Raw genomic sequence first — 20,997 nt, 5'->3', positions numbered from 1 at the left:
TCAGCGCCGCTTCGCCGCGCGCCGCAACTGCATGATCCGCCAGCCGCCGGCCAGCGCCATCACCAGTGCTCCGGCGATCACCGACAGCAGCAGCGTGACGCCGAGCGGCAGGTTGAACTGCCAGAAGAACAGGTGGATCCGGACCTGATCGAGGTTCTGCAGGATGAAGATCAACAGCAGCACCCCGATGACCGCCGCCGCGACCAGCGCCACCCAGGTGTAGCCCGCGCGGGTCTTGAGCGCTCGGTTTCGGCGGACGGGTGCGGTCGAGGGCGGGGCGTCGACGCGCGGGGGATCGGTGTGCGGGACCGGATCCGGTCCGTGGCTCGGTACTGCGTCGCTGGTAATATTTCGATCATTCCCGATCGCTATGGCGGATATGCGTATCTCCGGAATACCCGTTCCCTCGCGTCGTAACTGTGATCGGGTTATCCCTGCCCGCTGGCGGCGGGCGTGTACCGGCAATGCGACACTGGAAGGGTTATGACTACCTCCCTGCCGCTCGTTTTCGATGCTCCGCGCCGTGGAATGCCGCCGCGGCATCTCGCCGACCTCGATTCGGCCCAGCGGCGGCAGGCGGTGGAGGAACTGGGACTGCCGAAGTTCCGGGCCGATCAGATCGCCCGGCAGTACTACGGGCGGCTGCAGGCCGATCCGCGGCAGATGACCGATCTGCCCGAGCCGATGCGGGAGAAGATCGCCGACGCGTTGTTCCCGCCGCTGCTCAGCGAGGTGCGGCAGGTGGTGTGTGATGCGGGCACCACGCGCAAGACCCTGTGGCGCGCCGGTGACGGCACCCTGCTCGAGAGCGTGCTGATGCGCTACCCTGACCGCAACACGCTGTGCATATCCAGTCAGGCCGGCTGCGGTATGGCCTGCCCGTTCTGCGCGACCGGGCAGGGCGGACTGAACCGCAACCTCTCCACCGCCGAGATCGTCGACCAGGTGCGCGCGGCGGCCGCGGCGCTGCGCGACGGCGAGGTGGCCGGCGGTGCCGGTCGGCTGTCGAACATCGTGTTCATGGGTATGGGGGAGCCGCTCGCCAACTACAAGCGCGTGGTGGCCGCGGTCCGGCGAATCACCTCACCCGCGCCGGACGGTCTGGGTATCTCGCAGCGCAATGTGGTCGTGTCGACGGTCGGTCTGGCCCCCGCGATCCGCAAACTGGCCGACGAGGGCCTGTCGGTGACGCTGGCCGTGTCCCTGCACACGCCGGACGACGAATTGCGGGATACGTTGGTGCCGGTCAACAATCGCTGGTCGGTCGCCGAAGTCCTCGACGCCGCACGGTATTACGCCGACAAGACCGGTCGCCGGGTCTCGGTCGAATATGCCCTGATCCGCGACATCAACGACCAGCCGTGGCGTGCCGACATGCTGGGCCAGAAGCTGCACAAAGCGCTGGGCGCCCGTGTGCACGTGAACCTGATCCCGTTGAATCCGACCCCGGGTAGTAAGTGGGACGCCTCACCGAAACCTGTTGAGCGGGAATTCGTTCGGCGGGTGGAGGCACAGGGTGTGCCGTGCACGGTACGCGATACCCGCGGGCAGGAAATCGCCGCGGCCTGCGGCCAGTTGGCCGCGGAGGGTTAGACACCGCTCGGCGAAATGGCCGTCGGGGCAGACCTCCGGCGATCCGGAAGCCCGCCCGCACCGCCTATCCCGCCGGTTTGGTGAACGGCTGGTTGATGGTCGTGAAGTATTGCGCCGCGGCCAGAATCGCCACCGGCGCCGTCACCAGCAGCTGACCGATCAGGGTGCCGAGGGCGCCGATCGCCACGATGCCGCCCACGCAGCCCACCACCGCCGCCGGAACGAACGGGCCGAACAGGCCGACGATCGTCGCGGAGGCGACGGTGGCTCCGGCGATGCCGCCGAGCAGGCAGCCGATCGCGCCGCCGCTGAGCCCGCCGATCAGGGTTCCGATCGTGGCGCCCGCACCGATCGTGCTGGTCAGGCGGGACCAGGCGGCCTGTTCGCGGTCATAGGGGGTCTTCCACGGCGCCTGATCCTCGTACGGCAGCGCGACGGGGCGGTAGGTCGCGTGCGCGAGGTCCAGTCGCGGTGTCAGGGTCGCGGTGTGGCCGGAGATGTCCGCGGCGATCGGGAAGACGAAATCGTCCACCCGGAAGGACAATTCGGTGCCCGCGAGCACGGTGCCGTCGGCCGCCTCGATCCTGAAGACGCCGGCCTCGTCGGTCAGCGAACCGCTGTCGGTGCGGATGATCGTCGACGTCGGGGTCGTGGTGGCGGTGTAGTTCACCGCCCCGGCCTCGGCCGGATCGGCGTGGGCGAGCGCGGGCGCCACACTCAGTGTGGTGGCCAGCAGTGCGCTCGCCGCGATCATTTTCCTCATCTTTTCCTTTCCTCTCCCGAAACCCGGTCCGCACCATCGGTTGTCGACGGGGGCCGGTGGTGGGTACGTGCCGGATGCGGCTACAGCCGCACCTCGACGCGGTAGTCGCGCAGCCAGGTGTTGAGCTGCAGGGCGCGGGGCAGCCAGGGCGGCGGAGTGAAGGTGCCGCTGTGCCAGCGATCGCCCTCGGCGAGTTCGGCGAGCGCGCCGGTGTTCAGCAGCGCCAGCGCGGGGGCGCTCGGGTCGGCCAGCATGGCTCGGGTGGCCTCGCGCACCGCGGCGAGATATTGCGGGCTCTGGCCGAACGGGAAACCGCTCTTGGGCCGCTTGGCGACCTGCGCCGGGAGCCAGGGCTCGGCCGCCGCGCGCAGGATCCCCTTCTCCTGGCCGCCGTGGCGCTTGAGCTCCCACGGCACATTCCAGAGGTATTCGACGAGCCGGTGATCGCAGAACGGCAGCCGGACCAGCAGGCCGGTGCGCATGCTCATCCGATCCTTGCGGTCGAGCAGGAACGGCAGGAAGCGGGTGAGTTCGAGATGAAAGACCTCCCGGATGCGCCGGTCCGGGCCTTCTTCACCATCGAGCGGGGCCAGTTCGGCGATGGCCTCGCGATGGCGATCCACCACCGCCGCGTCCAGGTCGAGATGGGCGCGCAGTTCGGGCGACAGCATCGCGTTGCGATCGGTGTTGCCCGCGGCCCACGGGAAACTGCCGCTGGACGCGGCGGCCTCGGCGGCGAACCACGGATATCCGCCGAAGATGTCGTCGGCGCCTTCTCCGGACAGCACCACGTCCGCGTAGCGGCGCACCTCCCGGAACAGCAGGTAGAGCGAGACATCCAGATCACCGACGCCGGGAATGTCGCGCGCCCGCAGCGTTTCACCCATCTCGTCCAGCAGGGCGGGCGCGTCGAGGAGGACCTCGGTGTGGTCGGTGCCGACATGGTCCACCACCGCCCGTACGTACGGCGCGTCCCGGCTGACGTGCAGGGCATCGGGCGTGAAATCGGTGTCGCTGCCGGCGAAGTCGACCGAATAGGTGGCCAGTTTCGCGTCGCCGCGCGCCCGCGCCGCCAAGGCGGTGATGACGCTGGAATCCAGACCGCCGGAGAGCAGTCCTGCGGCCGTGCCGGTGCGGGTCTGCCGCTCGACGATACCGGTGAGCAGCTCGCGCAGCGTGGCGATCGTGGTGTCGACATCGTCGGTGTGCGGTGCGCTGACCGGCTGCCAGTACCGGTGGTGGTGCAGGCCGTTGTGATCGACGCGCAGGATCCAGCCCGGCCGCACCTCGCGCAGTCCGCGATAGACCGCGTCACCGGGACGCCGCATCGCCACCGTGAAGATGTCGATCAGTCCCTCGACATCCACCTGCGGCCGGAACAACTCGTTGGCCAGCAACGCTTTCGGCTCCGAGCCGAATAGCAGCCCGCCGGGGTGCTCGGCGTAGTAGAGCGGTTCGATGCCCAGCCGATCGCGGGCCAGCAGCAGTTCACCGCGACGCACGTCCCACACGGCGAAGGCGAACATGCCGTCGAGGCGGCGCACCGCGTCGGCGCCCCACTCCAGGTAGGCGTGCAGCACCACCTCGGCGTCCGGATCGGTCGCACCGGTGAAAGCGTGGCCCCGGGCGGTCAGTTCGTGGCGGAGTTCGGCGGTGTTGTAGATCTCGCCGGACAGCGTGAGTACCGCGATCGGCCGTCCGGCCTCGCCGGTGACCGCGGGCTGCCCGTTGTCGAGCAGATCGGCCACCGCGAGTACATTGCGGCCCAGCGCGATTCGCTGTTCCAGCCAGATGCCGCCGCCGTCCGGGCCGCGGTGGGCGAGTGCGTCGGACATGGCCCGGACCGTCGTGGTGTGCTCGCGCAGATCGCGGTCTCGGTCGAGCCAGCCGGTGATTGCGGACATGAGTCGTCGCCTCCTCAGGCACCGGGTGCGAGTTCGGCGATCGTCTGCCGCACCACGGCGTCGATCGGGGCGGGCAGCCGGTCCCAGTTCTTCTCGTCGTCGAGGTCGAGGACCCGCGAGAGCTTCCAGCCGAGGTACTGGCCGAGAGAGGCCAGCGGCGGCAGGACCGGCACCGGGCGAACGGTCACCTCCTCGCGGCCGAACAGCGCCCGCAACCGGCCGGCCAGCACGTCGGTCCACGGACCGGCGGGGTCGCCGTCGTAGGTGACCAGGAAGACGACCTGGCGGCCGCGTACGACGACCATGTAGTTGAAGACCGTCGCCGCGGGCAGCGGCTGTTCCCACACCGCCGCCTCAAGGTCGTTCTGCCGAATTCCGTTGCGGTCCAGGACCAGAAGATCCTGGGAACGTCCCTGGGTGAGCAGGACCGGGGTGCGGACCCCGCACGGGCACGGGGTCGCGTCGATCTCGACGAGATCGCCGGTGCGGTAGCGCAACAGCGGCCGGGCGGGCAGATCGAGCGTGGTCAGCACCAGTTCACCGCGATCGGAGCTGTTGCCGATGCGGCGAATCCCGTTGTCGTCGGCCAACTCCAGCAGGAAGCTCTGCGGTTGCAGGTGGAGCTGTCCCTGCTCACAGGTCACCGCGGGTGTTCCGGTCTCGGAGGAGCCGTAGGAGGACACGTACGATTGCGCGCCGGTCAGCCGTTCGAGGTGACGGCGGAAACTGGGGCCGGTCTGCTCGGCCATCAGCAGCAGCCGATCGAAGCGCGGGGCGGGCAGATCGTTGCGGTGGGCGAACTGCACCATTTCCAGCAGTCGCGACGGGGGGCCGACGAAGACGTTCGCGCCTAGCTGGTCGACCAGCCGCAGCACCCGGGTGTAGTCGCCGGTGATGTTGTCCACCCAGGGCCGCAGCGACATGACCTCGAGGTATTCCAGCGCCTTCTCGAACTGGTAGGCGGCCGGGGCGAACGGGGCGTTGATCAGAATCAGCGCGATATCCTTCGGCTGCAGCAGCCGGGCCCACATCTCGCCGATGTTGACGGTGTTTACCAGCAGATCGTCCAGCGCCTTCGGCGCGGCGGCGGGATCGCCGGTGGTGCCGGAGGATTCGTAGTAGTGCAGGAATTCGTTCAGCGGCCGGGTGAACGCCTCGGCCCCGAACCGGCCCAGTTCGCGCTTGCCGAGCAGCGGCAGCGACGGCAGGATCTCGGTGAGCACCCGCTCGTCGGAAATTGTTGTGCCCGCCTCGATCTCGGCGAGCAGATCGGCCGGCAGCCGGCCCTCGTACATGGGGGAGCCGGCGGCGGCCCGGACGGTTCGCAGCAGTTTCTCGGCGTGGACCCGGTCGAGGTCGGCGGTGCCGTCGAGAACCGAGCGAACCAGGCGGGTGTGGTCGTCGAGCAGGGCCTCGTTCTTCGCGCGCGTGCGCGCATCGCGTAACAGCAACATCGGTACGGCTCCTAACCGTGGGGAGTGAAAAGGGGATCGGCGACGCCGGCGGCGGCACGCACCGATCCGTCGGCGATCAGCCGGGCGACCCGCTCGATATCGCGGTCCATGCGGCGGTCGCGGTCGGTGAAAGGGACGTGCGCGCGGATCAGCTCGTGGACCCGGCGCACCGCGGGCGCGGCCTGCGCGGCGCCGCGGATATCGATCGCCTGCGCGAGCGCGATGAGGTGGATGGCGGTGACCTGCCGCGTCAACTCGATGATGGTCCGCGCGTCGCGGGCGGCGATCGTGCCCATGCTGACCTTGTCCTGGTTGTGCGATTCGGTCGAGCGCGACAGCACGGTCGCCGGACCGCTGAGGCCGAGCGCCTCGGCGGTGACCGCGGACGCGGCGATCTGCATGCCTTTGAACCCGTGGTGCAGACCGGACTGCCGGTCGGACTCGGGCAGCGGCGCGACGAGATTGGCGGTCAGGCCCGCGTTGAACTTCTCGTCCACCACCAGGGCGAGCTGGCGGTCCAGCAGATCGGCGAGACTGGCCACGGCGACCTTCAGGCTGTCCATCGCCTGCCCGACGTGGCCGGCGTAGAAGTTGCCGCCGTGATGCAATTCGCCTGTCTCCCAAGCGAAGAGCGGATTGTCGGTGGAGGAGTTGATCTCGATCTCCACCCACCTGCGGGTCCACTCGAGACTGTCGCGCAGCACGCCGTTGACGTGCGGTGCGCAGCGCACCGAGTACTTGTCCTGGATGCGGTGGTCCAGCAGCAGGAACCCGCGACCGTCCAGGGTGTCGCGGCGGACCAGGATCTCCTCGTAGCTGGTGGTGAGCTTGGAACCGTCGAGCAGTTCCCGGATCAGCGTGGCGCTGGCGCCCTGACCCGGATGGGGCTTGTTGGCGTGCACGAACGGATGGAAATGAGAAGCGTTGCCCAGCAGCGCTTCACAGGTCATCGCGGTGGCGACGTCGGCGGCGTAGGCCAATTCGGCCGCGTCGGTGAGCGCCAGCGCCGCGAAAGCCGCGGTGAACGAGGTGCCGTTGATCAGGGCCAGGCCCTCCTTCGGACCCAGCGCGACCGGTGCGATGCCCGCCTCGCGCAACGCGTCGAGCGCCGGACGGGTCTCGCCGCGGTAGCGCACCTCGCCCTCACCGATCAGTGCCGCCGCGACGTAGCACAGCGGTACCAGATCGCCACTGGCGCCGAGTGATCCGCGTTCGGGGATCAGCGGCAGGATGTCCTCGTCGAGGTGCCGCAGCAACGTCGCCACCACTTCGGGGCGGATCGCGGACGGCCCGCGGGTGAGGCAGTTCGCCCGGATCAGCATGGTGGCACGGGCGACCTCCGGGGTCGCGATCGGACCGACGCCGTTGAGGTGGTACAGGATCAGGTTGCGCTGCAGCGCAGCCGCTTTCGACGGTGCGATCTGCCGGTTGACGCTGTCGCCGAATCCGGTGGTGACGCCGTAGATCGGTATACCGGTTTCCAGCAGTTCGTTCTTCAGCAGCACCGACTCCGACATCCCGGCCTGGGCCACCGGTGCGATGCTGACCGAGATCGGCGCGTCGCGGCGCGCCACCGCCGCCACGTCGGTGAGCTGTAAGCCGTTGCCGTCCAGGACCAGTTCGGTACTCGTGGTGGTCATGACAGTTCGGCCAGCAGCTCGGGGGTGGAGACGAATTCACGGCCGAGGGCGCTCACGAGCCCGCGCAGATCCGCGCTGAACCGGTCGAACTGCGCCAGATCGAGCGACTGGGCCCCGTCGGAGAGCGCCTCGTGCGGCCGCGGATGCACCTCGACGATCAGTCCGTCGGCGCCGGCGGCGAGGGCGGCGGCCGACATCGGCGGCACATATCGCGTCGCGCCGGTGCCGTGGCTCGGGTCGACCAGAATCGGCAGGTGGGACAGTTCCTTGACCACCGGAACGGCGTTGAGGTCCAACGTGAACCGGGTCGAGCGCTCGAACGTGCGGATTCCGCGCTCACAGAGGATGACGTTGTCGTTGCCGTGCGCCAGCAGATATTCCGCCGCGTTGAGCCACTCGTGCACGCTCGCCGACATGCCGCGCTTGAGCAGTACCGGCCGCCCCGTCAGCGCCAATTCGGTGAGCAGGCTGAAGTTCTGCATATTGCGCGCGCCGACCTGCAGGACGTCGGCGGCATCGCCGACCAGCTCGATATCGCGGGCGTCGAGGATTTCGGTGACGATCGGAAGTCCGGTCTGCGCCCGCGCCTCGCGCAGCAGCGGCAGCCCGATGTGGCCGAGGCCGTGGAAGCTGTAGGGGGAGGTGCGCGGTTTGAAGATGCCGACGCGCAGCATGGCCGCGCCGGCGGCCTTGACCCGATGGGCCGTTTCCAGCAGTACTTCCGGGGTTTCGGCCGAGCACGGCCCGGCGATGATCACCGGTCGGCCGTCGCCGACCGGTACCGAGCCGACGTGCACCACCGACCCCTCCGGCCGATGTGCTCGCGCCGCGAGCGGAAACGACGTCCCTTCCGGCAGTACGCGGGTCACGTATTCGCTGCGGGTGAGTTCGGCCTCCAGGACGGGACCGGAGGCGCCCCACGCCACGATCAGGAAGCCGTCGCGGGTGCGCCGGGTGGTCGCGGCGGCGGGCAGTTGCCGGATCCGGGACAACAGGTCCTGCAACCGGTTTTCGTCGATATCGCCGCGGGTGTGCGCTACGTAGACGGTCATCGTGTCGGCCTCCTCGGGTCGCCGAACCCTGGGGCAGCAGCATTGGTGCGAGCCAGGCGGGAAGAAAACGATCGAATTGCGATCGCAAATCATTCTGTTTCGGCCGGGAATATCGGTCTTCCGGCCACGGCCCTATTGCGTTCGGGTCCAGTGGCGTGTTTTCCGGACATCGACCCGTACCGGAGACCGGGTTCGGTCCCCGGCTGTGGGCCGTCCCCGCATTTCTGTACTGGACTTTTGCCGGTCGAATTACCGCGCGCCCAGAGGTTAGCTTTTGTCAATGTTTGGAATCCGTCTTCGGCGAAAAGCTGTGTGCCGACCCGTCGTCGACTTCACTGAAATTCCCCGTAGCCCGTCCGATGCGCGCCCGGCGCGCCGACGAAAGAATGTGTGATGCAAAAAAAGAGTCGGTCGATTTCCGGATCGATCGCGGGAGTAATGGCGATAGTCGCGCTGGTCACAGCCTGTTCATCCGGCGGTTCCGGCGCGGATGACGAATCCGCCACGCCGGTTTCCGGCGGTACGCTGACCTACGCCTCCTATCGCGACGCGACCTGCATGGATCCGCATGTCAGTCCGGGCGACATCGTCGGAGAACTACAGCGCAACGTATTCGACTCGCTAGTCGCACAGAAATCCGACGGCACCTTCGCTCCGTGGCTGGCGAGCGCATGGAAGATTTCCGCCGACGGTAAAGAATATGTGTTCACACTGCGCCCGGATGTTAAATTCTTCGACGGCGCGCCGTTCGATGCCGCGGCGGTGAAGGCCAACTTCGAACACATTCTCGCGCCGGCCACGAAATCGCAGTATGCGGCGAGTCTGCTCGGGCCCTACGCCGGCACGGACATCGTCGACGACCACACCGTGCGAGTCCGCTTCACCCAGCCCTATTCGCCGTTCCTGCAGGCGGCCAGCACCGCCTACCTGGGGTTCTACTCACCGAAGGTGCTGGCCGAGCATCCGGACGAGCTGTGCGGAGGCGGCCGCTACGCGGTGGGGAGCGGGCCGTTCCGGGAGCTGAGCGTGACCCACGGCCAGGGCATCGAATTCGAGCGGAATCCGGACTACGCCTGGCCGCCGGCGACCGCGCGGCACACCGGGCCGGCGTATCTGGACAAATTGTCGGTCCGGTATCTCACCGAGGACGCGGTGCGCACGGGTGCGCTGCGAGGTGGGCAGGTCGATGTGATCGCGGGTACGCCGCCGGCGGATTATCAAGCGCTGCAGCAGGATCCGGCGTACCGAATCGTTCGCGGTGATGCGCCGGGGGCGCCGTACACGTTCTTCTTCAATCAGTCGAAGGAGCCCTTCTCCGATATCCGGGCGCGGCAGGCGGTGAGCGCGGCGATCGATATCGACGGCATCGTCGACAGCATCTATCTGGGGGTCTACCCGCGTGCGTACGGACCGCTGTCCGCCTCGACTCCCGGCTACGACGCCTCGGTGGAGAAGCGGCCGGGGTACGACGTGGCGAAGGCCAACCGCCTGCTCGACGAACTGGGCTACACCGGGCGCGACGCCCAGGGCTATCGCACCAAGGACGGTCACCGGTTCGGCCTGGTATTGCCCTACGCCTCGAATCTGGTGCGGGAGTCCCGGGATCTGGTCACCCAGGCGGTGCAGCAGGATCTGAAGAAGGTCGGCATCGAATTGCGGCTCACTCCCGTCGATTACGGGACCTACACCACGATCATCGCCGCCAACGGCTACGACCTGGTCGGCGCCAGCTGGGGCCGATCCGATGCCGACGTGCTCGCCACGCTGTACCAGTCGGACCGCTCGGTCGCCAAGGGGGGCGCCAACAACGGAAAGGTGGCCGACCCGCAACTGGACGCGCTGCTGCAGCAGGGCCGTGCCACCGCCGATCCCGCGCAGCGGGCCGCCGCCTACAAGCAGGCACAGCAGTTGATCCTCGACAAGGCGTACGCCCTGCCGATCTATGTCTTCACCGGCGTCTACACCGCGGCCGCCCGGGTGCACGGCTTCGGGCTGGATGCCAACGGCTGGAGCAACTTCTACGACACCTGGGTGGATCACTCGTGACCGGGCAGGTGGTTCGCATCCTCGTCCACCGGATCTGGACCGGTGCGCTGGTATTGCTGGGCGCGGTCACGCTGACCTTCTTCGCCCTGCGGCTGGCGCCGGGAAATCCGGTCGACACCCTGCTGGGCGCCCAGACCAGCGCGTCGCCGCGTGTCCGGGCGCAGATCGCCGCCGATCTGGGACTGGATCAGCCGGTGTGGCGGCAGTATCTGCACACCGTGCTGCGACCGCTCACCGGCGATCTCGGCCGTTCCTATCAGCTGCAGGAGGACGTGAAAAGCCTGCTGCTGAGCCAACTTCGGCCCACCGCGGAGCTGGCACTGTGCGCCCTGGTGCCCGCCGTCCTGGTGGCCGTGCTGGCGGCGACCTCGACGGCCGGCCGGGGACGGTTCGTGCGGGCGGCGGTGTCCGGCGCGGAACTGCTCGCGGTATCACTGCCGCCGTTCTGGCTGGGTCTGCTGCTGATCACCGCATTCGCCTTCCGTCTGCACATCTTCCCGGTCGCCGGTGACCACGGCGCGGCGAGTCTGGTGCTGCCGGCGCTGAGCCTGGCGGTACCGATGGCGGGCGAATTGGGGCAGGTGCTGCGCGGAAATCTGGACCGGACCCTGGAACAGCCGTTCGTCGCGACACTGCGGGCGCGCGGGCTGTCCGAGCCCGGCCTGCGCGTACGCCACGCGCTGCGCCACGGATCGCTGGCCACGGTCACCATGACCAGCTGGATGCTCGGCACGCTGTTCAGCGGGACCGTGCTGGTGGAGACGCTGTTCGCGCGGCCCGGCATCGGCCGGATCACCGTGAACGCGGTGACCACCAAGGACTTTCCGGTGGTGAGCGCGGTGGTGCTGCTGGCCGCGGTGCTGTTCGTGGTGATCAATCTGGTGGTGGATCTGCTGTATCTGGTCCTCGATCCGCGGCTGCGTGCGCCCCGGGCGCGTCCGGTGCGCGTGCCGGCGGTCGCGCCGGCGAGCGTCGCCGTTGCGGTCGTGGCCGATGCCGAACCCGTCGGAAAGGGGACGCCGTGAGCGGATGGTCCGAAGTCCTGCGAAAATATCCCGGGGCTCGACTGCGATCGGTGCCGTGGCCGGTGTGGATCGCCGCGGCCGTCTTCGTCTTCCTGGTCGTCGCCGCGCTGGCGCCGGATCTGGTGACCGGAGTGGATCCCACCGCGATGGCCCGCCGTCAGACCCTGCGGCCGCCCAGCGGAGAGCATCTGTTCGGCACCGACCAACTCGGTCGCGACGTCTTCGCCAGAACCGTGCACGCCACGCGGATTTCGCTGGGTATCGGGGTGGCGGCGACGGCGATCGGATTCGGCCTGGGTGCGGTGATCGGATTGCTCGCCTCGGGCCCGTCGCGGCTGCTGGATGCGGTGCTGATGCGGCTGACCGACACCATGCTGGCCTTTCCCGGGATGCTGCTGGCCCTCGTGGTGATCGCGGTATCCGGGCCGGGAGCGCGCAATTCGGCCATCGCCATCGGGCTGGCCACCATCCCGTACTACGCCCGGCTGGTTCGGTCGCAGGCGCTCGAGGTACGCCACAGCGGATATGTGGAGGCCGCGCGCACCCTGGGACAGAGTCGATCGCGGATCGCGCTGCGCCACGTCCTGCCCAATGCGCTGACGACGCTGGTGGTGCTGGCGACGCTCGGCGTGGGCACCGCGATCGTGGCGGGTGCGGGCCTGAGTTTTCTCGGCCTGGGCGTGATCCCGCCGACGCCCGAATGGGGCTCGATGCTGTCGGAGGGACGCAATCTCGTCGGCCGGGCCTGGTGGATCGGGGTGTTCCCCGGACTGTTCGTGGTCGCCTCGGTCGTCTCGATCACGGTGCTGAGCCGGTACTGGCAGCGCCTGGCGGAAGGAAGGACCGCGCGATGACAGCACTCGAATTCGAGGATCTCACCGTCTCTTTCGGCGAGACCGAAGTCGTCCACGGCATCTCGCTGCGGGTGCGGGCGGGTGAATGCGTGGCCGTGGTGGGTGAATCCGGTTCCGGCAAAAGCGTTTCCGCGCGCGCTCTGATCGGGCTCACTCAGCGCGACGGCCGCGTGCGAGCGGCACGGCTGCGCATCGGCGACCACGACGCGCGCGGGTGGTCGCAGCGGCGCTGGCGGACCGTGCGGGGCAGCACCGTCGGCTATGTCACCCAGAACGCACTGGCGTCGTTGGATCCGTTGCGGAGGGTCGGGCAGGAGCTGGGCGAGGCATTGCGGGTGCACCGCAGCGTCCCCGCCGCCTCGATTCCCGACCGTGCGCTGGAGCTGCTGCGACGGGTGGGAGTACCCGATCCGGCCAACCGGTTGCGGCAGTATCCGCACGAGCTTTCGGGGGGCCTGCGCCAGCGGGTACTGATCGCGAGTGCCCTTGCGGCGCAACCACGGTTCCTCATCGCCGACGAACCGACCACCGCCTTGGACGCGACCGTCCAGCGCCAGATCCTCACACTGCTGCGCGACATCCGCGACGCCGGCACCGGTGTGCTGCTGATCAGCCACGACCTGGCGGTGGTCGCGGAGGTGGCGGATCGGATCGTGTTGATGCGTGACGGCCGGATCGTCGAGGAGGGCACGACCGCCGAAATACTCGGCCGCCCCGAACACGAGTACACCAAACTGCTGCTGGCCGCGGTGCCCTCGGCACACACCCGGGGCGCGCGGCTCTCGCCGGTCGAATTCGATCTCGCCGCGCAGTTGCCCGCCCGGCCGGCGGTGACGACGACGGAACCGCTCGTGCGGCTGGCGGGCGCGCACCGCCGTTTCGGTAAGCCCGACGGCGGGGTCACCGTCGCGCTCGACGGGGTCGATTCGGTGGTCGCGCCCGGCCGGGTGGTCGGTGTGGTGGGTGAATCCGGTTCGGGCAAGAGCACTTTCGCGCGGGTGCTGCTGGGGCTGGAGCGGCTCGACGCCGGTTCCCTGACGGTCGCTCCCGGCACCAGTGTCCAGGCGGTCTTCCAGGATGCGCTCGGGTCGTTCGATCCGCGGTTCACGGTGCGCCGGGTACTGGCCGAGGCCCTGGAGGCGGGCCGGGTACCGCGCGCCGCCCGCGACAGCCACGCCCGCCGGCTCCTGGCCGCGGTGGGATTGTCCGAGACGGTGCTGGCTCGTCGTCCGCTGGAACTGTCCGGTGGTCAACAGCAGCGGGTCGCGATCGCACGGGCACTGGCCCCCGGCCCGGATGTGATCGTCTGCGACGAACCGGTGTCGGCGCTGGATGTGTCGGTGCAGGCCCAGATCCTGGATCTGTTGCTGCGGGTGCGCACCGAACTCGGTGTGGCACTGGTGTTCATCTCCCACGACCTCGGTGTCGTCCACCACGTCAGCGACGAGATCCTGGTCATGCGGTCGGGACGGGTGGTCGAATCCGGCCCGGCAGACGAACTGTTCGCCGACCCGCGTGACCCGTACACGCGCGAACTGCTCGCCGCGGTGCCGACGCTCCCGGTGGCGCGAGACTGAGCCGTGCCTCGAAAGCCGTGGCGGGACGCACGTTCCCGGGCCGCGGACCGGGGCTTGGTTCCGGACCACGGGCCGAAGACGCGGCCCCGGCGCGCCAGCACACTGGGGGCACCGTCGCGAAAGGAGATCGTCTGTGTGTGCTCCGGAACTGATCGACAGTGTGGCGTCGCCGTGCGGCCTGGTCGCCGCCCCGCCCCGGCCGGCTCGCCGGGGATTCATGAAGACGCTGGCCACAGGTCTGGTGGTCGGTGCGGCCGGGGCCGTCACGGCGGGTGCGTCGCCGGTGCAGGCGGCGGCCGGGCGCGGTCGCGGATTCGGCCGGGTCGTCGATCTGACCCATACCGTGACCCCGGACTTTCCGGTGTGGACACAGGTGAGCAAACCGCCGCAGTTGATTCCGGTGTCCCGGATGGCGCAGAACCGATACAACGGCGACGAGATCGTCACCTACGAACATGTCGGCACCCATGTCGACGCACCCCTGCATTTCAGCGACGGGGGTCTGTCGGTGGACCGGATTCCCGCCGATCAATTGGTGGCGCCGCTCGCGGTGCTGCGGATCGCCGATCGGGCGGCGCGGGATCCGTCCGCGGCGGTGACCGTGGCCGACATCCGGGCCTGGGAGGCCGCGCACGGCCCGCTGCCGGACGGCGCATTCGTGGCGATGGATTCGGGGTGGTCGCAGCGCATTTCGGTGCCCGGCGCCTATCTCAACTACGACGAGCGGCGCAATGTGTATCGCTGGCCGGGGTTCAGTGCCGAGGCCGCGGATTTCCTGATCCGGCAACGCCGGGTGGTCGGTATCGGTGTCGATTCCACCGGTCTGGACCGGGGTAGCGATCATGCGGTTCCGGTGCATCGCAGCTGGTTGCCGGCGGGGCGCTACGGCGTCGAATCGCTCGCCGACCTGGATCAGGTACCCGACGCGGGCGCGACGCTGATCGTGGGTGCGCCCAAGCACGGCGGCGGAACAGGCGGGCCCGCACGGGTTTTCGCGCTGTTCTGATCGGGCCCGCCCCGCTACTGGACATTTCTTCATGATTTCGACGACAATCGAAATGTGACCGATGATCTGGTGAACTGGGACGGCGTGGTCGCGGTGAGCGACGCGGGGCGGTGGCGGCAGCCGTGGCGTTTGCCTCCGGACCGTCTGGCGGCCGCGTTCTCTCCCGAACTGGCCGAACACGCGGCCGTGGCGACGGGGGTGCGGCTGGGACTGGTGACCGATGCGGCCGAGGTGACGCTGCCCGTGCACTCCACCCCGATCTGGCAGCCGCGGCCCCGATTCGTCGACGTCTTCGTCGACGGGCGGCTCACCCAGCGTGTGCCGGTGGGCTCGGGTGCCGAGGATGTGGTCGTCGCGTTGCCCGGCACGCGTTCCCGGGTGGAGCTGTGGTTGCCGCACCGCGGCGCCGTGACGCGGGTCGGAGCCCCGTCGGCGTCGGCCGGCGCGACCGTGGAACCGTGGGAATCCGACGGTCCGCGCTGGATCACCTACGGCAGCTCCCTCACCCAGTGCCTGATCACCGAGGCGCCCAGCGACACCTGGCCGGCCCGGATCGCGCGAACCCACGGCTGGCGCATGCTGAATCTGGGGTTCGCCGCCCAGGCCTATCTGGACCCGTTCGTCGCCCGCGCCATCGCCGCCCGGCCCGCGGACCTGATCTCGGTGGAACTGGGGCCGAACCTCTACATCCGCGGACCGTTCACCACCCGGTCCCTGGGCGGGCTCGCGGCCGGATTCCTGGAGACGATCCGCGCGGCGCATCCGGATGTTCCGGTGGTCGCGTTCTCGCCGCCGGTGTGGGTGCAGCGCGAGAACGAACCGAATCCGCACGGCCTCACGCTGCGCGACGTCCGGGCGCTGGTCGAGGACGTGGTCGCGGTCCTGCAGCGGCTGGGGGACGACAATCTGCATCTCGTCTCCGGCGCGGAACTGTTCGGGGCCGGCGATGCCGCGCTCACTGTCGACGGCCTGCATCCGGATGCCGCGGGCGACGCGCTGATCGCCGAGCGCTTCGGACCGCGGCTCGCCGCGGCGCTGGCGGCCGCGGCACCGGTCCGGTCCTGACGCGGACCGGCCCGAGGGCGGGCCGGCGAACCGGTCCGTTGCCCGAAGACGACCGGATCACCCTTTTCGACACTTGATGGGCCGTCGTTTCCTTCGCCCGTCAGGAGGGTGCTCCGTGACCGACACATCGCAACCGACCAAGGTTCCCCGCCTGCCGACACTGACCGGAATGCGTTTCGCCGCAGCGCTTCTCGTGTTCTGCACGCACGTATCCCTGGAGGGGTTCTTCGCCGATGCCGGCGCCGCCGACACCGCCTCGTTCCTGGTGAAACGGGCCGGGTGGGCCGGTGTCGGCTTCTTCTTCGTGCTCAGCGGTTTCGTGCTGGCGTGGTCGGCGCGTCCCGGCGACACCACGGTGGGCTTCTGGCGCCGCCGCGCGGTGAAGATCTACCCCAACCACGTGCTCACCTGGGCGATCGCGTTCGCGCTGCTGCTGTGGACGGGAAAGACGGTCACCGCGGGGGTGGCGATTCCCAATCTGCTGCTCGTGCACACCTGGCTGCCGATCGTGCAGAACTTCGCCAGTATGAACACCGTCGCGTGGTCGCTGTGCTGCGAGGCGTTCTTCTATCTGCTGTTTCCCTGGCTGCTGGCCGCGGTGAACCGGATCCGGGCCGAACGGCTCTGGGCGGGGACGATCGCGGTGGTCGCCGTCATCGTCGTGCTCCCGCTGATCGCGCGATTGCTGCCCGACCGGCCTCGGGTGCCGTTCGCGCCGGACGTACCGGTCTACCAGTTCTGGTTCGTCTACCTGTTCCCGCCCGTGCGCACCCTGGACTTCCTGCTCGGCATCCTGCTCGCGAAGCTGCTGCTGTCGGGCCGGCGCGCGCCGCTGTCCCTCGCTCCGGCGACCGGGCTGGCGGTGCTGGGATATGTGGGTCTGCTGTACGCGCCGTACCTGTTCGCGCTCGACGCGGTGACCATCGTGCCGATCGCGCTGCTGATCCTGGCGGGCGCACGGGCCGATGTGCGAGGCACCCCGTCGCCGTGGCGCGCGCGTTTCGTGGTGTGGCTGGGCGATATCTCGTTCGCGTTCTACATGATTCACGAATTGGTACTGCACTATCGGGTCCGGCTGTTCGGTATCCAGGCGGCCTGGTCCACCCCGGTCGCGCTCGCGGTCGTGCTGGGGCTGCTGGTGGTCGATGTCGTGCTCGCCTGGGGCCTGTACTCGGCGGTGGAATCGCCGATCGTGCGGCGGTGGAGTCGTCCGCGCCGGCGGGAGTCGTCGTTGCCGACCGTGCCGACCGCGACACTGGCCTCGCTCGCCGGGGTGGCGGCGGACACCGGAAGGTCGGCGGACGCATCCGGTGCCGGTGGTGGTGTGATCGATTCGCCTCCGGCGGTGATCGATTCGTCCGTCGCGGTGCTCGATTCGCCCGCGGGTGTGCCGGACTCACCCGCGGCGGTGCTCGACCCGCCTGCGGCTGTGCGGGATTCGCCTGCGGCTTTGCGGGATTCGCCTGCGGCGGACGGGGTGGAGCGATGAGGGCGCTGATCGTCTCTGCGGTGGTCCTCGGGTGGACGGTGGTGGTGCCCCTGTGCACCGCACCGTCCGCGCGCGCCGGCGACCTGGAAATCAGCTGCGCCGGAACCAGTACCGTCACCTACACGCCCGGTCTCACCTCCACCGCGCGGCCGACGACCATCGTCACCGACGCGACCCTGTCGTGTGCCTCGAGCGATCCGTCGATCACGGGCGGCACCACCCACGCCGGCGGCCGGGCGGAGATCGGCTGTGGCCCGGCGGCCGGAGTCGGCACCTCCCGCATCGATTGGAACAACGGAGGCCACAGCACGTTTCGCTTCCGTACGGTCTTCGCCGACCGACCGGCCGGGCAGACGGTGATCGTCGTGTCCGGCACGGTCGTCGACGGCGAATTCCTCGGTGATCAGGTGGACGGCGCCGGGGTCTACCTGACGCCCGATCTGGCCGGATGTGCCACCGCGACCGGTGTCACCAGCACGACCGGACCGCTGGTGCGGACGTTCAGGAAGCCGTGATGCTCTCGTGCACATTGCGCAGAATCGAGCTCAGCACTCCCGGGAAGCGAGTCTCGACCTCGTCGTAGCGCAGTTCGTTGCGGCGGTAGCTGCCCTCCTGGATGACGCGCAGCAGACCCGCCATCCGCAGCACCTTCAGATGATGCGACAGGGTGGACATGCTCACCGGGACATCGAATCCGCCGCAGGTGATCGCCTCGCGCTGCATCAATTTGCAGACGATGTCCAGGCGCACCGGATCGGCGAGGGCCTGCAGCAGAGTGGGCAGGGCGACCGAGTCGACGGAGGGATGTTCGAGCGCGCGCACTGTGCGAGTCTACCGGCGTCGCGGACGGCACGGCCGCGCTCACCAGGTGTCCCAGTGTGCGATGTTGTCCAGATCGGTGCGCGCCGCCGGGCGGAACGATGTGCCGATGGTGTACGCCACCGGAATCAGCGCGGTCTGCAGCACCGATTCGTACGGAATGCCCAGCAATTCGGCCGCCTCCCGCTCGTACTGCAGATGCGGCGTGGTCCACACGGTGCCCAGGCCGCGTTCCCGGGCGGCCAGCATGAAACTCCAGGTGGCCGGCAGGATCGAGCCGAAACTGTTGGCCTGGTCGACGGCCCCGGGACGGGTGCGCCGCACGATGTGCACGCACGGCACCAGCAGAACCGGCACCTGGTGCAGATACCGGAACAGATGATGCCCGCTGTCGTGGCCGCGCTGGATCTGGGCAGGGTCGTCGCGCCAGTCGATGCCGTCCTCGGGGACCACCTCGGTCGGCGCCATCAGTCCCTTGCGGTACAGATTCGCCAGTGCCGCACGCTTTTCCGGGTCGGTGACCACGACGAACGCCCAGCGTTGCCGATTGCGCCCGGTGGGTGCCTGGGTGGCCAGGTGCAGGCACTCCTCGAGCACCTCGCGTTCGACCGGCCGGGTCAGGTCGAGTCGTTTGCGTACCGCCCGGGTGGTGGTGAGCAGTTCGTCGGTCGTGAGATTCAGCCTGGTCACCATTACGCCGCCACCGCCTCGGCCACCGCGCGCTCACGCACGAGCAACACCACGATCGGGAAGACCAGCAGGCACGAGATGGCGCAGACGACGCCGAGCCAGACGAAGCTGTGCGTGCCCGACAAGACCGCGACCGATGCCGAGGTGCCGATCGTCGAACCGGCGTACAGCGCGGAGGAATTCAAGCCCAGCGCGGTTCCGCGGGCGCTGGGACTGAGTTCGCTCACCAGCGTGGTGATCGAGGACGCTCCGATATTGAACGCCAGTACCCACAGCGCGGCGATGACGACCGGCGGAGCGAGGGCGCCGCTGAGACTCGAGAACGCGACCAGCGCGACCGCGACCGATACACCGGCCGCGGCGATCACCGCACGCTTGCCGTATCGGTCGGTGAGCCGCCCGCCGAGGAAGTTGCCCAGCACCCCGACCGCGCTGATGACCAGCAGTACCAGCCCGATCGCGGTCGTGGACAGATCGAAGGCGGTATGGAAGTAGACCCCGATATTCGCCCACATGCCCTGGTTGCCCGCCGTCCAGAAGAATGTCGACAGCAGCACGAAGATGACCGTCGGATTGCTGAACGCGGCCCGGAACTTGCCCACATAGGCGCGCAGCGGACTCACGTCGGCGTCGGCGGCCGCCGGCGGCAGCGGCGGCAGCGACAGCGGGACGGCCACCAGTGCGACCACCGCCAGGGCGGCGATCACCCAGAACGTGACCCGCCAGCTCAGGGCATCGGCGGCGAAGGACCCCAGCGGGACGCCGATCAGCGAGGAGCCGGTGAGTGCGCCCATGATGATGCCGATCGCGCGGCCGCGGCGTTCCGGCGCGACGACGTCGGCGACGGCGGCGAAGATGCTCGGCACCATCATGGCGGCGCCGAGCCCGGCGACACCGCGAAAGACCAGCAGCACAGCGAAATTGGAGAACACACCGGTCAGGGCCGTGCCCAGGCTGAAGGCGACCAGGCCGGTGAGGATCACGTTGCGCCGGCCCCAGCGGTCGGAGACCGGGCCGAACAGGGGACCGGTCACCGCGTAGACCAGGGCGTAGGTGGTCACCAGCAGTCCGGCGGAGTCGATCGACGCGCCGGTGGAGCGGGTGATGGTGGGGGCGAGGGGCGCGACCACGAGTGCGTCGAGGCCGACGAGCGCCGCGCAGACGGAACCGACGATCAGCAGCCGGCGCGTGGCGCGATCCGGATCCTCGGTGACGGGTGGGGTCGGTGAAACCATGCGTGTACACCTACTTCGGGGGTTTGTAAGAGACTTCGAAAACAATCGAAATGTGATTCACATCGTGACACAGGCCCGTAGGAGCGTCAACGGTTACGAGAACGCGCGCCGGGACGACGACGGCAGATCCGGCGTCTCCGGACGGGTTGTCTTCCGCTGCCGCGGAACGGTTTTCGCCCTCTAGGCGCGAACAGGGCGCGGGGCGACCGCGACGACGGTCCGCAGCAGACCCGGGAACCGGGCGTCCAGATCGTCCGCGCGCAGCGAGACCATCCGCCGCGTACCGTCGACGCGGGTTACCGTGAGGCCCGCCTCACGCAGCACCTTCAGGTGGTGGGACAGGGTCGATTTCGACATCTCGACCGTCAACTCGCTGCACGACATCTCGTCGGTGCGGTCGGCCAGATCGCAGACGATGCGCAACCGTGCCGGATCGCTGAGCGCATGGAAGACCGCGGTCAATTCGATGTCCTCGCGCGCCGGCTGATTAACGACTCGAGCCACCACGACCGCCTTCCGCTCACCTCTGCTATTTCGATGATAGTCGAACGAGGTGGCGCCCCGGTCCGCGGCCCCGGAGGCCGGGCCGGACCCCGGACCGGTTCCGCGGCCGGCGATCCGTGCCTGCGGCCGAAGACGTGGACATCCCTGCTCGGACAGACTGAGCCGAGCCGCCCGAGGGTGCACAGACCGGCGCTGTCCAGTCGCCGGACTCCCGGGCCTCACCCGCGGCCCTGGCGACGATGCCGGCCGACGCTCGCACAGACCTCGCGGTCGTTCGCACA

19 protein-coding genes are annotated in these 20,997 nt (G+C 69.0%); 9 read left to right on the top strand and 10 right to left on the bottom strand.

Annotated elements, in window-relative coordinates:
• Positions 1 to 213, bottom strand: coding sequence for a LapA family protein (locus tag AC5592_RS19035; protein WP_232329433.1), 213 nt, complete (start codon positions 211 to 213; stop codon positions 1 to 3).
• A gap of 270 nt (positions 214 to 483) precedes the next feature.
• Here AC5592_RS19035 and rlmN point away from each other — a divergent pair, with 270 nt between their 5' ends.
• Complete coding sequence (gene rlmN, locus AC5592_RS19030) at positions 484 to 1,593, top strand: dual-specificity RNA methyltransferase RlmN (protein ID WP_063065000.1); 1,110 nt, start codon at positions 484 to 486, stop codon at positions 1,591 to 1,593.
• Positions 1,594 to 1,657: 64 nt separating this feature from the next.
• Here the strand turns inward: rlmN and AC5592_RS19025 are convergent, their stop codons facing one another.
• From AC5592_RS19025 to aroF, 5 genes are all read right to left on the bottom strand, one after another.
• Positions 1,658 to 2,356 (bottom strand): DUF8020 domain-containing protein, encoded by a 699-nt coding sequence (locus AC5592_RS19025; protein ID WP_036503618.1) that lies wholly within the window; start codon positions 2,354 to 2,356, stop codon positions 1,658 to 1,660.
• A gap of 80 nt (positions 2,357 to 2,436) precedes the next feature.
• Positions 2,437 to 4,260 (bottom strand): asparagine synthase (glutamine-hydrolyzing), encoded by a 1,824-nt coding sequence (gene asnB, locus AC5592_RS19020; RefSeq protein WP_063064999.1) that lies wholly within the window; start codon positions 4,258 to 4,260, stop codon positions 2,437 to 2,439.
• Between the two features lie 14 nt (positions 4,261 to 4,274).
• On the bottom strand, positions 4,275 to 5,714 hold the full coding sequence (locus tag AC5592_RS19015) for a phenylacetate--CoA ligase family protein (protein WP_036503614.1): 1,440 nt from the start codon (positions 5,712 to 5,714) through the stop codon (positions 4,275 to 4,277).
• Positions 5,715 to 5,725: 11 nt separating this feature from the next.
• Positions 5,726 to 7,354 carry an HAL/PAL/TAL family ammonia-lyase gene (locus AC5592_RS19010; protein WP_063064998.1) on the bottom strand — a complete coding sequence of 543 codons (1,629 nt, stop codon included), beginning with the start codon at positions 7,352 to 7,354 and terminating at the stop codon, positions 5,726 to 5,728.
• Positions 7,351 to 8,406: a 3-deoxy-7-phosphoheptulonate synthase gene (gene aroF, locus AC5592_RS19005; RefSeq protein WP_051024793.1), complete on the bottom strand. Its 1,056-nt coding sequence runs from the start codon at positions 8,404 to 8,406 to the stop codon at positions 7,351 to 7,353. Before aroF ends, AC5592_RS19010 begins: the two co-directional genes overlap by 4 nt.
• Positions 8,407 to 8,844: 438 nt before the next feature.
• Between aroF and AC5592_RS19000 the strand changes: the two genes are divergently transcribed.
• The 8 genes from AC5592_RS19000 (at position 8,845) to AC5592_RS18965 (ending at position 17,983) form a co-directional block, all read left to right on the top strand.
• Entirely contained in the window at positions 8,845 to 10,452 is a 1,608-nt protein-coding gene (locus tag AC5592_RS19000; RefSeq protein ID WP_063064997.1) for an ABC transporter substrate-binding protein, read from the top strand.
• Entirely contained in the window at positions 10,449 to 11,477 is a 1,029-nt protein-coding gene (locus AC5592_RS18995; RefSeq protein ID WP_063920345.1) for an ABC transporter permease, read from the top strand. Before AC5592_RS19000 ends, AC5592_RS18995 begins: the two co-directional genes overlap by 4 nt.
• A complete protein-coding gene (locus AC5592_RS18990) occupies positions 11,474 to 12,331 on the top strand; it encodes an ABC transporter permease (RefSeq protein ID WP_036503610.1) in 858 nt (285 codons plus the stop codon). The genes AC5592_RS18995 and AC5592_RS18990 overlap by 4 nt, the downstream gene beginning before the upstream one ends.
• A complete protein-coding gene (locus tag AC5592_RS18985) occupies positions 12,328 to 13,908 on the top strand; it encodes an ATP-binding cassette domain-containing protein (protein ID WP_063064996.1) in 1,581 nt (526 codons plus the stop codon). The genes AC5592_RS18990 and AC5592_RS18985 overlap by 4 nt, the downstream gene beginning before the upstream one ends.
• 133 nt (positions 13,909 to 14,041) lie before the next feature.
• The gene (locus AC5592_RS18980) at positions 14,042 to 14,914 is read left to right on the top strand and encodes a cyclase family protein (protein ID WP_051024791.1); all 873 of its coding nucleotides are present in this window, start codon (positions 14,042 to 14,044) and stop codon (positions 14,912 to 14,914) included.
• 54 nt (positions 14,915 to 14,968) lie between these two features.
• Positions 14,969 to 15,979: an SGNH/GDSL hydrolase family protein gene (locus tag AC5592_RS18975; protein WP_051024790.1), complete on the top strand. Its 1,011-nt coding sequence runs from the start codon at positions 14,969 to 14,971 to the stop codon at positions 15,977 to 15,979.
• 115 nt (positions 15,980 to 16,094) lie between these two features.
• Positions 16,095 to 17,468, top strand: coding sequence for an acyltransferase family protein (locus AC5592_RS18970; protein WP_063920344.1), 1,374 nt, complete (start codon positions 16,095 to 16,097; stop codon positions 17,466 to 17,468).
• Positions 17,465 to 17,983, top strand: coding sequence for a hypothetical protein (locus AC5592_RS18965; protein ID WP_036508301.1), 519 nt, complete (start codon positions 17,465 to 17,467; stop codon positions 17,981 to 17,983). Before AC5592_RS18970 ends, AC5592_RS18965 begins: the two co-directional genes overlap by 4 nt.
• Here AC5592_RS18965 and AC5592_RS18960 read toward each other — a convergent pair.
• The 4 genes from AC5592_RS18960 to AC5592_RS18945 form a co-directional block, all read right to left on the bottom strand.
• Complete coding sequence (locus tag AC5592_RS18960) at positions 17,970 to 18,290, bottom strand: ArsR/SmtB family transcription factor (protein ID WP_036508304.1); 321 nt, start codon at positions 18,288 to 18,290, stop codon at positions 17,970 to 17,972. The genes AC5592_RS18965 and AC5592_RS18960 overlap by 14 nt on opposite strands.
• 39 nt (positions 18,291 to 18,329) lie before the next feature.
• Positions 18,330 to 18,980, bottom strand: a complete 651-nt coding sequence (locus tag AC5592_RS18955) for a nitroreductase family protein (RefSeq protein WP_036508307.1) — start codon at positions 18,978 to 18,980, stop codon at positions 18,330 to 18,332.
• On the bottom strand, positions 18,980 to 20,212 hold the full coding sequence (locus tag AC5592_RS18950) for an MFS transporter (RefSeq protein WP_063064995.1): 1,233 nt from the start codon (positions 20,210 to 20,212) through the stop codon (positions 18,980 to 18,982). The genes AC5592_RS18955 and AC5592_RS18950 overlap by 1 nt, the downstream gene beginning before the upstream one ends.
• A 180-nt stretch (positions 20,213 to 20,392) precedes the next feature.
• Positions 20,393 to 20,716 carry an ArsR/SmtB family transcription factor gene (locus tag AC5592_RS18945; RefSeq protein ID WP_232329432.1) on the bottom strand — a complete coding sequence of 108 codons (324 nt, stop codon included), beginning with the start codon at positions 20,714 to 20,716 and terminating at the stop codon, positions 20,393 to 20,395.
• Positions 20,717 to 20,997 lie beyond the last annotated feature (281 nt).

Origin of the sequence: Nocardia violaceofusca NBRC 14427 (assembly GCF_963869435.1) — a bacterium.
In the GTDB taxonomy this organism is placed as follows: Bacteria; Actinomycetota; Actinomycetes; order Mycobacteriales; family Mycobacteriaceae; genus Nocardia; species Nocardia aobensis.
Note: the sequence above shows the minus strand (reverse complement) of the source record. Positions and strands in the feature narration are given on the sequence as shown.